Source organism: Peribacillus aracenensis, from assembly GCF_025175645.1.
In the GTDB taxonomy this organism is placed as follows: domain Bacteria; phylum Bacillota; class Bacilli; order Bacillales; family DSM-1321; genus Peribacillus; species Peribacillus aracenensis.
Genome location: NZ_JANZMJ010000028.1, coordinates 1 through 14,356, shown reverse-complemented (window position 1 = coordinate 14,356; position 14,356 = coordinate 1). Strand labels below are relative to the sequence as shown.

The following is a 14,356-nucleotide window of genomic DNA, read 5'->3' as shown; positions in this document are numbered from 1 at the left end:
GGGAATCTTACGGCAACGAATTCAGAAATAAGGTAAACAAATTCCAGCAATCGGGCGCGATTGTGAAAGTAAAAAGTAAAAGGCATGATACATTTCAGTCATGTTTATCTTTACATTAGGTTATGTGTAACTTTTTTACTATAGTCAATAAATCAAGGTCGTGTCTTGAATAATTATATTAAGTTTTCCTACCATGATTCCTAACAATAAATTGTTTAATTTTGCTTTCTCAATCAAATTCAGAACCCACTTACACCATGAAATTTCTTCTTCATCTAACCTATTCCTTCTATTAAAAAGAATATAACCTCCAAAATGTTTAGAAGTCATTTCTAACCCATTTTTCCCATGTGCTTGTTCAATTTTGGCTATATTTTCTTCTCGCAAAGCCACGGTTTGTTCTAATTTAGAAATTCGGTCCTGAATTAATTTTTTCGCATTTTCTTCATTCGATAACCAAATCGAATATATCTTAATAAAAAATTCATCTCGAATGATGGGATCAGAAGGCAATTCAGTGACCCATTTTTCCAGAGTTTCTCTTCCCTTTTCTGTAATTGAATATATTTTTTTATCGGGTTTACTCGTTTGTTCAATATGTTCAAATTCCAAAAGCCCATTCTTCTCCATTTTAGTTAACAGAGGATATATTTGACTATGCTTCGCAGGCCATAATACCTCTAAATACCTAACTAATTGATAGCCAGAACATGGATTTCTACCAAGCGAACTAAGTATCGCATATCCAAGCGTATTCATCTAATCCCCCTTCATCCATATATATCGTTCAATAATAGTGTGTATGTTCGCACTCATCGATCCAACATTCCTTACTGACTTAAAACCAAAGGTTAAATAATCCTTCATTTACCCCTAAATTATACATATAATATATTCCAAAAACCATACTAATTGTGCCCATTGTGAATACAAGTGTTCTACTAATTTTAACGCGTTTCATACTTAACACAAATGGGATGCCAATAATCGTAGTGAAAAAAAGCATACCAATGACCGTTCCTACTCCAAATAAAAGGATATAAATAGCCGCTTCCCAAACACTCTTTACTGTACTCATCGTCAATATAACCATAGTGCCACTTCCTGCGAGACCATGGACTAGACCAATAAACATCGATTTCAAATATGAAACATCTTTATGTTTGTGTTTATGCACATGTTTACCACCATTCTCATGGGGATGGGCATGGACATGTTTATGTTCATCTCCATCATGTGCATGCGTATGAACATGGATACTTTTGAAAGAAAGGATCGTTGTAACACCCAGATAAACAAGCATGATTCCTACTAAAAATTCTAAGGACATAGACCATTTCCCTGGTATTTCACCCTTCATAAGAATAAGAATAATACCAACTATAAATAATGTTATCGTATGACCTATCCCCCAAAATACTCCTGCTAGAGAAGCGTGCCATAACTTTTTGCTTTGACTTGCAATTGTTGATACTGCAATTACATGATCAGGCTCAATTGCATGCCTGATTCCCAAAACAAAACCTATCGTTAAAACTGAAAACAATGTAACATCCATAAATATTTCTCCTTTAAACTTTTTGTCCCGTATAAAGTGAAACTTCCATAAGTGGGGTTTACCACAGCCTGATTAACCCGGATAAAAACCCGGCAACCTTTTGATTGCCGGGTTCTAAGCATTAATACTTTCTTAGAAAACACGGTTCGGTTATAAACCACTCTTGACTAATAATTCGGTGACACTCAGTAAAGACTTCCTCTATTACTTGTGTCGAGTTGGCTAATACACGAACCGTAAATCCTGGTACAGATAATAAAGATAGTCCAATTTTATATCGATCTGTATTTCCATTAATGGCCTGATATAACCGATCAAGGAGGTCAGGGCTTGTTTGTTCGCCAACCACAATCATGGAACCTAAATGTGAAAACCCTTCCATGAATCCAATCTTCTCTATATTTTGGGCAGCAGGATTCAATTGAATGTGATCATAGGCCACAAGCTCATCGTCCATATAAATTTCATTGATGAATTGAAGCCGATTATAACTGAAACGATCTCCATCCGGAGACCACCCCGGGGTTAAAATGTCGGAATAAAGGAAAGTCGCCCCTTTCTCCATGCGAATGACATTTTTTTGTTTATAGCGCGCGTCCTGATACATAATTAGCGGATCCGGAATATACTCGAGATAACATCCAGACTTTAGAAAGATCTCTGTTTCCTGATAGGCATGAGTGTTAGGTGTCTTATAAACCTTTGTTGCGGATTGTGTCGTTAAGGTTAGTCTCGCTTGCTTCTCGAGCGTAATTTGTATTTTATAGCGATCTCCGTCTAGATAGCCTCCACCGGGGTTCAAAATATAATAACAAGCTTGTCCAGAGTCATCATGATAAACCGGACGCATCACTTTCAATGCGCCCTGAAAATATACATTTTTCGCTACAGTCTTTCCATTCCGATCTTCGACATCCAGACACAAAACTCCAGTCCAGTCTTCCATTATTCCAATCCTTTTAATAATGCATTCTTCATAAGCCAATTAATGACCTGGTCAAGACCCTTGTTATCTTTTAAGTTGGTGAAAACAAACGGTTTATTTCCGCGAAAAACCTTCGTATCAGACTCCATCACTTCGAGGCTTGCGCCAACGAAAGGTGCTAAATCAGTTTTATTAATGATGAATAAATCTGATTTAATCATCCCTTGTCCGCCTTTACGCGGAATTTTTTCGCCTTGAGCTACATCAATAATATAGATGGAGAAATCCACAAGCTCTGGGCTGAAAGTCGCCGCAAGATTATCGCCTCCACTTTCCACAAAAATGAGCTCTACGTCCGGATGCTTCTCTTTTAATTCATCGATAGCCGCAAAATTCATGGAGGCGTCTTCACGAATAGCTGTGTGTGGACATCCGCCTGTTTCAACCCCAATAATACGGTCTGCCGGTAGGACTCCATTTTGCATTAAAAATTTGGCATCTTCTTTTGTATAAATATCATTCGTCACAACGGCCATGCTGATTTCACCTTCTAAATGACGGGTTAGCCTTTCAACCAACATCGTTTTTCCGGCTCCAACAGGTCCGCCTACTCCAATTTTAATCGCTTCCATATAAAAACACTTCCTTCTATAATTAAGACATGAAAATACGAATGTTCACACGCTCATGTTTCATTTGAGATAACTCTAAACCTGGTGAAATGATTCCAAAATCCTCTTTATCCAAAGTTTGAATTTTTTCTGTTGCTTCTATTAAAGCACTTTGAAACTCATGAATCGTCTTCTGTCCCGCGGTCTGTCCTAACGGAATCGCCCGAACGGCATTTTGAACAAGACTTGAAACAGTAGAATACAAATAATAGAGGGTGGTAGTTGTTTTCGGAACACCAAGATGGTGCCCTATCATCGTAAAAGCAATAGCTGGATGTCCAAAGGAGTGCTTCTCCTTAATCCGTTTTTGATATAGCGAGTGAACAGGAAACTCATATAAAGATCCTACAAGGTTTACCATGCGTTCTCCCATTCTTTTGGTACCTTCTCTCGTTTCACGCGGCAAATTTTGAACCGTCAGCATTCGATCGATCTTCCACACCGTTTGTATATCCTCATTTTCCAAGGCATCATAGACAAGACGGGTTGCCAGCCCATCTGAATAAACGAGCTGTTCATTTAAATATACATGAAGCCACTTGGAAAACGATGCTTGATCATACACTTGATCTTCTTGAATATACGTCTCTAGACCATATGAATGACTAAAAGCACCAGTTGGAAAATTCGAATCACATAGTTGGAATAAAGAAAGAATATTAGGATTCATGGCTATGTCCAATATGACGAAAAGCCTGTTTTACTTTCCGCTCTTCACGTGTAAAAGGAATTTGAAGCTCTTGCAGCAATTCTTCAACAAGATAATCATACTGAACGAGCATATCGTTCTCTTCAAATTGAGCTGGAAGGTGACGATTCCCCAATTGGTGGGCAATCGTTCCCATTTCATTTAAACTTCGCGGGCTAATGACCAACAGATCATCGGAAAGGACATCTACGACAATCATATTTTTATCATCCATATATAAAACATCGCCAGCCTTAAGGTCACGCAGTTCTTTTAAGCGAATGCCAATTTCGTGGCCGTGATCGGTGGTCACTCTTTGAATCCGCTTCACTAAATTAGCACTTTCCAGGTACACCTTTTCCATATGGCGTTTCGCAATTTCTTCTCTGTCCATTGCTTCGATATTTGCAACGATTTTTTCAATAATCAATATTTTCACCTCAAAATAAGACTCAAAATAAGAAATAGCGTTGTCCCATCGGCACTATATCCACAGGCTCACAAGTAATGAGTTCCCCGTTTACTTTTACCTCATACGTTTGTGGATCAACCGTAATCTCAGGCGTTTCGGAATTAAGCTTCATATCTTTTTTCGTTAAGTTTCGAATACCATGAACTGGAAGAACCGTTTTTTCCAAGCCTAATTTTTCATGCACTTTATCATCAAAAGCGACTTGAGAAACAAAGGTAATTGAGCTCTTAGACATGGCTTTTCCATAGGATCCATACATTGGACGATAAATAACTGGCTGTGGTGTCGGAATGGACGCATTGGCATCACCCATTAAGCTTTCTGCAACAAAGCCATTTTTAAGAATCATTTCAGGCTTCACGCCGAAAAATGCCGGTGACCAAATGACAAGGTCCGCCATTTTTCCGACTTCAATCGAGCCGACATATTCAGAAATACCATGAGTGATAGCGGGGTTAATCGTATATTTAGCTACATAACGCTTCGCGCGATTATTATCAGAAAGCTCGCTGTCACCTTCCAACGCCCCTCGCTGTTTTTTCATTTTATCTGCTGTTTGCCATGTACGTAAAATAACCTCGCCAATTCGTCCCATTGCTTGTGCATCTGAGCTAACCATACTGAATACACCCATATCTTGAAGAATATCTTCAGCCGCAATCGTTTCGCGTCTAATCCGTGAATCAGCAAAGGCAAGGTCTTCAGGAATAGATGGGTTTAAATGGTGACACACCATTAACATATCCAAATGCTCATCGATCGTATTAATTGTATATGGCAAAGTCGGGTTTGTAGATGATGGAAGAACATTCATAAAGCTCGCTGATTTAATTAAATCAGGAGCATGTCCGCCCCCTGCCCCTTCCGTATGGTACATATGAATAACTCGGTCTTTAATCGCCGCTAGCGTGTTTTCCAAAAATCCGCCTTCATTCAACGTGTCTGCATGAAGGGCAACTTGTACGTCATATTGGTCCGCTACTCGAAGAGCGTGGTCGATAGCAGAGGCTGTAGCTCCCCAGTCTTCATGCACTTTTAATCCAATCACGCCTGCACGTACTTGCTCAGCCAACGCCTCTTCGTTCGCAGCTTGTCCTTTTCCAGTGAAGCCTACGTTAATTGGAAATCCTTCCGCTGCTTGCAGCATTTTATGAATATTCCATTCACCTGGAGTAACAGTTGTGGCTTTTGATCCTGCAGCAGGTCCCGTGCCTCCTCCGATTAAAGTTGTAAGGCCGGAAGCCAACGCAGTCTCAACCTGTGCTGGATTAATGAAATGTACATGTGAGTCGATTCCACCAGCAGTGACGATCATCCCTTCCCCAGCAATAATTTCTGTAGAAGCACCAATTACAATATCCACATTATCCATTATTAAAGGATTTCCGGCTTTTCCGATTCCAGCAATTTTCCCGTCACGGATTGCAATATCCGCTTTATAAATTCCGGTATAGTCTAGAATAACAGCATTTGTAATGACTACATCCGGAACTCCATCTTCGCGAGTTGCAAGAGGATGTTGCCCCATCCCGTCACGGATTACTTTTCCGCCGCCAAAAACGACTTCTTCACCGTATGTAGTATAATCTTTCTCAATTTGGATCACTAAATCTGTATCCGCTAAACGAATGGAATCTCCTGTCGTTGGACCATACATCCCAGAATATTGCTTTCTTGACATTTTGAAACTCATTGATTTCCCCCTCTTTCCACGGATCCATCTGTTTTATTATTTAATCCATACACACGACGTTCTCCACCAAAATCAATCAATTCTATTTCTTTTTCATCTCCAGGCTCAAAACGAACGGCGGCACCCGCAGGAACGTTTAACCGTTTCCCAAACGCTTCTTCGCGATTGAATTGAATAGCTTCATTGATTTCATAAAAATGGAAATGAGAGCCAATTTGAACAGGCCGATCTCCTGTATTAATTACAGACAGCTTTGTGACTATTTTCCCGGCATTACAAATAATTTCTTCTTCTTTTAAAAATAGCTGCCCTGGTATCATTTGAGCATGCCTCCTTGTCTATTCTTATCTGATTGGATTATGAACCGTTACTAGTTTCGTTCCATCAGGAAAAGTAGCTTCTACTTGAATATCGTGGATCATCTCTGGAATACCTTCCATAACATCTTCGCGCGACAAAATCATTGCTCCATATTCCATCAATTGTGCAACTGTTCTTCCATCCCTCGCCCCTTCTAACACTTCATAGGTAATAAGTGCTACAGCTTCCGGATGGTTTAATTTTAATCCTCTTTCTTTTCGTCGCTTAGCAAGATCAGCTGCCACTACAATCATGAGCTTATCCATCTCACGCGGTAATAATTGCATCGTAAAGCCTCCTCATTTTCAAAATGACCAACTATGGCGAAAATTCCATCAATTATCGAGACATTTCTTCTAAACCCATTGATGCTTAGTTGAACCAATTGGGAAGTATGAACGGAGAATCAAATATTCATCAATAAAGTTACCTGAATTATCTGCAATCGCACGATAAAAAAATACTATTAAATCCCATACAGAATATCACTATTTTAGAAAATCAATGATGTTGGAATTAACTTTTTTTTATTTTTTATTTACAAAAAAATTCAGATTTTACAATAAAATGAAGGATTGATTCCCCTGGAATATTAATATATCATAATATACATATATATCAAATTATATATAATTTTATGAATTTAAAGGTAAGTGAATGGACTTTGTAAGGAGGAAATTTAAGAAAAGCTAAAGGATTATATTCATAGGAGGAAGAACTCTTTCCGGAAACATAGGACTTGCAAAAATCCCCTATAAAAAAGGTAAACTCGGAAAAATGATTATCTACATTTTTCGTTTAGGTTTTTACATCGTCCTTCAGCTGTACTTAAACTCTTAATGCATGATTAACATGTTTTGTTTCAGAGGATATTTTTTAAAACTGCAGAAAATGAAATGATTGAATCTGAACCTATTTTTTTAAATATCTTAATTGAGGGGTTAGTTTATGCAAAAAGACAAACGTACTTCATTGACCGATGGAATGTTTCTTTCTTTAATGAAGTCATCACTGAAAGGAATCTCTCAAGTCATATTGATTGAGAATGCTGTTACTGGTTTCATTATCCTAATGGCGATCACGATTTTTTCTTATCCTTTAGGGATTATTACTCTATCTTCCTCAATCATAGGAACGCTAATCGGAAAACTGGGAGGTGCTAATGAAAACAATGTGAATTCAGGTTTATACGGATATAACTCCGTGCTAACAGGCATTGCACTAACATTGTTTTTAACTGGACCCTCTCAGTGGTTTATCGCTTTAGTCGGAGCTGCTTTAGCCGCAGTCTTTTCCGCAGCAATGATGCATTTTATGAGAAACACAGGGATTCCCATCCTTACATTCCCGTTTATCATTCTGACTTGGTTTATGTTGCTTGCATCTTACAAGTTAAAGGCTTTCCAGTTAAGTCCGGGACTAGTTCCTCAAGACTTATCACACTGGACCTTAAACATCTCTGGAAAGGTTGATTGGCTGGAAGGGAGTTTTAATGGGATTGGGCAAATTTTTTTTCTAGATAGCACCTTAGCTGGCATTCTATTATTTATTGGCGTATTTTGGGCCGGATGGAAATATGGCCTTTTTTCCATTTTAGGTAATGCTTTTGCATTACTCATATCATTCGTACTCGGAGGGGAACACTCTTTAATTATCTTGGGTCTTTATGGCTACAATGCGATTTTAACCAGCATTGCCGTATCTATAGTTTTTAAAGAGGACCATAATCGATTTGCGCCTATATCAGGGATCATCGCAGCTTGTGTGACAGTACCCTTAACGGCAAGTGTAGCTACCTGGCTTTTACCCTATGGACTTCCAGCCCTGACAATGCCTTTCGTACTTAGTACCTGGCTTTTCCTTGGCGCGAGAAAAGTCCTTCCCAGGTTGTAATAAATTTGACTTTTGAGAATGGAGCACGAGGGGCATTACTTCCAAAGACAGCTGCCTTTGCAAGATTAAGTAACCATCTGGAAATCTTAAGTGATCCTCATGTTATGGCTTGGCCAAAATCTCTCCTTTAATTCGCATTCCCTACCCTATCTAAACAATTGCCTTGTAGGCATTGTTTAGATAGGGTTTTTCAAATGAACTTAATTCTCTATTCATTGAATTAGCTGGTTCATAGAACAATTGAAATGCCTCAAAAACTTTATGTTCATTAAAAATAGACGGCACGGCGAGAATTCCTATAAAATTCTCACTGTACCGTCTGCTTTACTTTTAATAATTGTAGAACATAGTCAACATGAGATTGTGTCAACGCTAAGGACCATCGTCCAATCGTCTCCGAATCCCCTCCAACCAATGATTGACACATCATTCGTTTATTGTTTTTCACACATTTGATTTTCTAAAAAATCCATAAAAACAGATTTAGTTTTACCTTTTAAATAGATAAAGTCGATACTAATATTCGTTTTCACAGGAGGAGTCATTTCCACTCTAAATAACTCTTCATTTTCTATTTCTTTCCTTACACAATGCTCAGGTAAAAAGCTAATGCCTAGGCCTTGTAATACTAAATTTTTAGCCGTTTCCATATTGTCCACTTCTACATATATATTCGGATTTACACCATTACTTTGAAATAGACGATGAATGATAAGCCAATCGATAGATCCATAATCAAAAAAGATTAGAGGCTGTTTACTTACATCCTCCACTGTTATTCTTTCTTCTTTTAAAAACGGATGATTGGAAGGTACAACAAGGCTAATAGGATCATTATAAAGACGGATTGATTCTACTTGAGGGTGGGTTTCTGTTCGTATAATGCCAAAGTCAACCTCTTTATTAATGACCTTGTGTAAAATATCTTTAGAATGCCCTGTTATAATTTTGATTCTAACATCCTTGAACTTAGATTTAAAAGCTGGCAAAATATCAGGGAGAATGTTGTTGGAAATGGACAAAGCACTCCCGAGTACGAGCTCAAAAGGTACAGTTACTTGTTGCAATCCGTACTTTGCTTCCTGATAGGATTGAAGAATTTTTTGTGCGTGCGGAAAGAAATATTCTCCCTTTTCAGTTAAAGAAATTTTGTTTCCGTTTCGATGAAAAAGCTTTAAATTAATGTCACGTTCAAGGGATTGAATACGTGCCGTTACGGAAGGTTGAGTTAAATAAAGAGCATCGGCTGCTTTATTGAAACTACCTAGTTGACAAACATAGATGAAGGCTTCAATATTTTCAATATTCATATTTACAGCTCCTTATTTTAGTTCACCATTGCGTCTATCCACTTTACCCAATTGCTTTAGCTGATTCTGTCTCAGTAGCTGTTTTAATTGCCGTTTTGGCTAAAATTTCTGTCGGGTCAATAATACAGATATTTGGGGATGATTCAAGTACAAGAGGGATTTCTGTACAGCCTGCTATTATAGCTTCTGCCCCTCTTTTGATTAATTTATCAGCTATTCTTGAAAGATGAAAACGACCTTTCTCCAAATCCCCACCTTTAATAGCATATATTCCTTCCATCACTTCTTTTTGCATTTGCTTATCAGGCTCAATGGCATGAATATCGTAGGATTGACAACTTTGTTGATACAGTTTTGCATTTATTGTTCCATCAGTAGCCAACAAGCCTACTCTCCTCATATTATTTACGTGTAAAAAGCGAGCTGTTTGTAAAGGCATATGTAGAATCGGGATACTAACGGATTCTTTTATTGATTTAAAGTAAAAGTGAGCAGTATTGCAAGCCATTACCAGAAAATCCGCACCAGCATTTTCTAGCCTTTGTGCCGATTGTACAATAAAAGGAACAGGATCTGTACCCTTTCCCAATATAGCTGTTGTTCGATCAGGTATTTGTGAATAATTGTCCACGATAATATGGATATGATCCTGGTCTTTCTTTGCAGGTGTATAAGAAATAATTTTATTCATTAAATCAACAGTTGCTAATGGTCCCATTCCACCAATAATCCCAACTACTTTTTGCATCTTCTTCACCACTTATATTTGAATTTTATAATATAGTTTCTTTAATACTTAACTTCATTATAATTTTTATACGAAGTGATGAATTATAGAAATAATCTATACACTAATAGAAACAATAAATTGAACTTTACTAATGATGAAGCTTCCATTGAACCGTTTCCCCTCAAATTCTCGAAGGACTTCTTACTGGCCATTAAGCAGCCCTCCTCAAGTCCATCCGAACTGTTCCCTGTGCCTGAACTATCCCTCCCCTTTAATTCCATAAAGAAAGAACTGCCTTAAAAGGCAGTTCCGATTTTAAGCTAACACAGACGTGAGATAAGGAAGACGTTATTTCTCAACTTTCACTGACGTTTTTTCCTGATCCATGTCTATAGCATTCAAAAAAATCTTCAAGATGACTATTCAGACCCCATACTCATGACTTTCAACAGTGGGTCAGAGAATATCAGGCTCTTGCTTGCTTAACGTATCATCAAAATGTTGGTGGCACCTGCCGAATGTTTGACTGTTCGGTTTGAGCTTTCCATTCTCCCTGACGGAACTCTTTTTCCCACTTCGAAACGACAATACAAGCGAGAACATGTCCTGGTGTATTACAAGCAGTACGTGCCATATCCAGCACACGGTCAATTCCTGCAATAATTGCGACGCCTTCTGCAGGAAGCCCTACTGCTGAGGCGGTAGCTAAAAGGACAACTAGCGAACCGGATGGAACAGCGGCAATTCCTTTTGAGGTTGCAACAAGAACCCCCATTACAATCAACTGTTGGCCAAAATCCATCGGGATGCCATATGCTTGTGCCAAGAAAATAGAACACACTGAAAGGTACAATGTCGAACCATCACAATTCAGTGATAGCCCAGAAGGAATAACGAATGAAACAACGCGTTTCGAACAACCGTATGCTTCCATTCGTTCCATTAACTGAGGCAGAATTGTTTCCGTACTTGTTGTAGAAAAAGCGATAAGGAACAAATCCCATATCATTCGAAACACTTTAAAGTAAGAAATCTTCAAGAACCAACCAATTAATGGGAATAGAACGAAAATAACGATAGCAAGCCCAAGATACACAACCCCAATCAACTTTGTCATAGGGATTAAAAGGGCAATGCCATACTGACCTACAGAGGCTGCCATGAGAGCGAGTACACCAATCGGTGCCGTTACCATGACCATTTGTGTCAGTTTAAACATGATATTTGCAACTGATTCCATAAACTTCATTGCCGGCTCTGACTTTTTGCCAATTGCTCCGGCGGCTGCACCAAATAAAATAGCGAAGAATATAACAGCTAATAAATCGCTTTTTGCCATCGCATCAACAATGTTGCTTGGAATGATGTTAACAAGCATCGTTTTAAAATCGACAACTTTGGTAACGCTTTCATTTAATTGTGTGATATCCTTTTGAGCAAGGTGGGACAGATTAAGCCCGGCACCAGGCTTTAACATGTTAACAAGTATAAGACCTATACCTAGAATCAGAGTGGTAATAAATTCAAACCAAATAATTGTTTTAAGTCCTAATGAACCCATTTTTTTCATGTTTCCGTCGCCTGATGACCCAATGACGATAGTGGTGAAAACAATAGGCACAACAATCATTTTAATAAGATGAATGAAAGCGTCGCCAATCGGTCTTAAGGATTGGCCAAGTACAGGAAAAAAATGTCCGATAAGTGCTCCAATAAACAGTGCTATTAATACTTGAAAAGCAAAAAACTTTTTCATATGTTGTCCTCCCTGAACGAAAGATTAATAGCCTCATCACACAATATGTCATTAAATAGATCTTTCCACTCTCATTTGACTATTGAATGAGAATGAAGAAATGGCCTTTAAAAATTGAATCTACATTTCCATAGACAACCTCCCCATTTAAAAAAATATTTGTAAATATACCAAAAACTGTATCACTTTTTCCGTGATTCAGTAAAATACAGAATTACTATAAAGTTATAAGAATTAATTATTAATTCCGTTGACCTTAATCAGCTAACGCACCCGTTAGTTTAGATGATCCACAATGGCACATTTCCATTGCAGAATGAGAACCATTTCCTAAACATGTATAACCCCGTCCTAAAATTAGGACAGGGTTACCATAAAGCTGTTTAATTATTGATTAAAGCCTTCACCCAACTTAAAACAAACCAATGAAGTTACTGCTGCGCTATCTGTATAAGATTGCCGCATGTATCGTCAAAGACAGCTATTGTGACTTCGCCCATTTTTGTCGGCTCCATAGTAAACTTCACGCCGTTTTCCAATAATCGTTTGTACTCTTCATGAATATCTGCAACGCCAAACATTGTTGCCGGGATGCCATCTGCAAATATCTTCTTTTGATACTCCTGTGCGGCAGGATGCTCATTCGGTTCGAGCAAAAGCTCGGTACCGTCATGAGCTTCGGGAGAAACAAGCGTGATCCACCTGTATTTCCCCATTGGAACGTCTTGCTTTTTTACAAATCCCAGCTTATCTGAATAAAATTCCAGTGCCTTGTCTTGGTCTTGTACGAATATGCTGGTAACAATGATTTTCATAATGTTTTACCTCCTTTGATATTTGTGACGCATGGTGCTGTGCTAACAATCCGGCTGCGAGCAAAAGGGACCCACACAATTGCCAGAAGTCTTGTTCCGATTTTATAAAATTACTCGATCCATCCTTTTAGCAAATTTTTAAGTGGTTCGTTGTTGAATATAACTACTCGATACTTTCCCTTTCGTTTTGATTTTACGAGCCCTGCATCTTCCAATACAGAAAGATGTTTAGCTATCGCTTGTCGCGAAATGGAAATGTCGTGCTTCATAATGAGACGTACCGTAAGTTCATACAACGTCAGTTCGTTGCGTTCGGATAGTTCGTCTAATATAAGCCGCCTAGTCGAGTCTCCAAGTGCTTTGAATATAGCGTCTTTGTCCCCATTCATATATCGAGTATAAGCAACCCCAAGGTTGCTTGTCAATAATAAGCAACTGTATGGTTGCATGATAAAGGAACCGTATCATGCACTCTTAACAAGTTCAAGTCACATTATTGTAGTTTTAACCATTTTATAAATTTAATGATAAAAAATGCATGAATCCTCATTGGATCGTCACACTAGTTAAATTTATAAGCATCTGCCCGTTCATTCCATTAGAAAAAGGCTGCCGCAGCAACCCTTGTAGTTAATAATCCGGTTTAAACTTGAAAGGATTGCATCAAACATTCTTCATCATCTATCATTTTCTTTTTTTCTTCAAAATCTATTTTCAGCTCACTAAAAATCTTTCTCCAAAATATAACGGCAGGAATATTCTTGGCTAATTCAACAACAAAGTAGCAACCCTTTTTTTGTTTAAACAATTCCTTTAATAATGCAATGGCCATACCCTTTCTTCTATATTTTTTCAAAATAAAAATATCATTAATGCTGTAATCATATTCCTTATTTAAAAACGGCCTTTCCAATAGTAATAAAAACCCTACAGTCATCTTATCTTTTTTCAAAAAATATGGTGTTAACCCTTCCCTCTTCCAAATTAATTCAAATGAATCAAATTCGAATGAACCATCTGATGATATGTCTAAACCCTCGGTATACTCCGAAAGGTCATGTAAATAAAGGGAATATAAATTCTTAAGAATATGCTTTTCATCTGTGGAAATTTGATTTAAGGAAACAGTCATTGTTATACCTCTTTTACATTTAATCAAACCTCTTAATTATTTCGACATAAACTTTCATTTGCCCTTCATGAACTAACCTGCCCCCTTAGTGCCATAAGAAAAAGCTGCCTTAAAGACAGCCCCGATCTTCAGCAAACGCACCCGTTAGTCATAATGAACGAAAACGGCTCCCATCGCTTAACGTAGATTGCACTTGGTCATAATGTTACTACCAAAAATAAAAAAACAAGTGTAGAGCTACACACGAAAAGGAGCCTATATTATGAAGGATGTTCAAAAATTTGTTGGTTTAGACGTATCTAAAGATTCAATTGCTGTTGCGATTGCTGATTCTGGTCGTGGTGAACCTAGAT

Annotated in this window: 16 protein-coding genes; 1 reads left to right on the top strand and 15 read right to left on the bottom strand. The window is 38.0% G+C overall.

The features are described from left to right. Positions 1–144: 144 nt before the first annotated feature. From N0M92_RS21900 to N0M92_RS21860, 9 genes are all read right to left on the bottom strand, one after another. Positions 145–759, bottom strand: a complete 615-nt coding sequence (locus N0M92_RS21900; RefSeq protein WP_260287819.1) for a PadR family transcriptional regulator — start codon at positions 757–759, stop codon at positions 145–147. Positions 760–838: 79 nt separating this feature from the next. Then, on the bottom strand, positions 839–1,558 hold the full coding sequence (locus N0M92_RS21895; RefSeq protein ID WP_260287817.1) for a HoxN/HupN/NixA family nickel/cobalt transporter: 720 nt from the start codon (positions 1,556–1,558) through the stop codon (positions 839–841). 121 nt (positions 1,559–1,679) lie between these two features. Further along, entirely contained in the window at positions 1,680–2,504 is an 825-nt protein-coding gene (locus N0M92_RS21890; protein ID WP_260287815.1) for an urease accessory protein UreD, read from the bottom strand. Further along, a complete protein-coding gene (ureG, locus tag N0M92_RS21885; protein ID WP_260287814.1) occupies positions 2,504–3,115 on the bottom strand; it encodes an urease accessory protein UreG in 612 nt (203 codons plus the stop codon). The genes N0M92_RS21890 and ureG overlap by 1 nt, the downstream gene beginning before the upstream one ends. 22 nt (positions 3,116–3,137) lie before the next feature. Next, on the bottom strand, positions 3,138–3,824 hold the full coding sequence (locus N0M92_RS21880) for an urease accessory protein UreF (RefSeq protein WP_260287813.1): 687 nt from the start codon (positions 3,822–3,824) through the stop codon (positions 3,138–3,140). After that, complete coding sequence (gene ureE / locus N0M92_RS21875; protein ID WP_260287812.1) at positions 3,814–4,272, bottom strand: urease accessory protein UreE; 459 nt, start codon at positions 4,270–4,272, stop codon at positions 3,814–3,816. The genes N0M92_RS21880 and ureE overlap by 11 nt, the downstream gene beginning before the upstream one ends. A 22-nt stretch (positions 4,273–4,294) precedes the next feature. Then, on the bottom strand, positions 4,295–6,007 hold the full coding sequence (ureC, locus tag N0M92_RS21870; RefSeq protein WP_260287811.1) for an urease subunit alpha: 1,713 nt from the start codon (positions 6,005–6,007) through the stop codon (positions 4,295–4,297). Beyond that, on the bottom strand, positions 6,004–6,327 hold the full coding sequence (locus N0M92_RS21865) for an urease subunit beta (RefSeq protein WP_260287810.1): 324 nt from the start codon (positions 6,325–6,327) through the stop codon (positions 6,004–6,006). Before N0M92_RS21865 ends, ureC begins: the two co-directional genes overlap by 4 nt. 24 nt (positions 6,328–6,351) lie before the next feature. After that, positions 6,352–6,654 (bottom strand): urease subunit gamma, encoded by a 303-nt coding sequence (locus tag N0M92_RS21860; protein ID WP_260287808.1) that lies wholly within the window; start codon positions 6,652–6,654, stop codon positions 6,352–6,354. A gap of 661 nt (positions 6,655–7,315) precedes the next feature. Here N0M92_RS21860 and N0M92_RS21855 point away from each other — a divergent pair. After that, positions 7,316–8,260, top strand: a complete 945-nt coding sequence (locus N0M92_RS21855; protein ID WP_260287807.1) for an urea transporter — start codon at positions 7,316–7,318, stop codon at positions 8,258–8,260. A gap of 434 nt (positions 8,261–8,694) precedes the next feature. Here N0M92_RS21855 and N0M92_RS21850 read toward each other — a convergent pair whose 3' ends face one another. The 6 genes from N0M92_RS21850 to N0M92_RS21825 form a co-directional block, all read right to left on the bottom strand. Further along, positions 8,695–9,570, bottom strand: coding sequence for a LysR family transcriptional regulator (locus N0M92_RS21850; protein WP_260287805.1), 876 nt, complete (start codon positions 9,568–9,570; stop codon positions 8,695–8,697). A 43-nt stretch (positions 9,571–9,613) separates the two neighbouring features. Next, entirely contained in the window at positions 9,614–10,318 is a 705-nt protein-coding gene (locus N0M92_RS21845; RefSeq protein WP_260287804.1) for a cysteate racemase, read from the bottom strand. A gap of 475 nt (positions 10,319–10,793) precedes the next feature. Next, positions 10,794–12,056, bottom strand: coding sequence for a dicarboxylate/amino acid:cation symporter (locus N0M92_RS21840; protein ID WP_260287803.1), 1,263 nt, complete (start codon positions 12,054–12,056; stop codon positions 10,794–10,796). Between the two features lie 431 nt (positions 12,057–12,487). Next, positions 12,488–12,871, bottom strand: a complete 384-nt coding sequence (locus N0M92_RS21835) for a VOC family protein (protein WP_260287802.1) — start codon at positions 12,869–12,871, stop codon at positions 12,488–12,490. 110 nt (positions 12,872–12,981) lie between these two features. Then, positions 12,982–13,260, bottom strand: coding sequence for an ArsR/SmtB family transcription factor (locus N0M92_RS21830; protein ID WP_260287884.1), 279 nt, complete (start codon positions 13,258–13,260; stop codon positions 12,982–12,984). A 254-nt stretch (positions 13,261–13,514) separates the two neighbouring features. Further along, positions 13,515–14,003, bottom strand: coding sequence for a GNAT family N-acetyltransferase (locus tag N0M92_RS21825; RefSeq protein WP_260287883.1), 489 nt, complete (start codon positions 14,001–14,003; stop codon positions 13,515–13,517). Positions 14,004–14,356 lie beyond the last annotated feature (353 nt).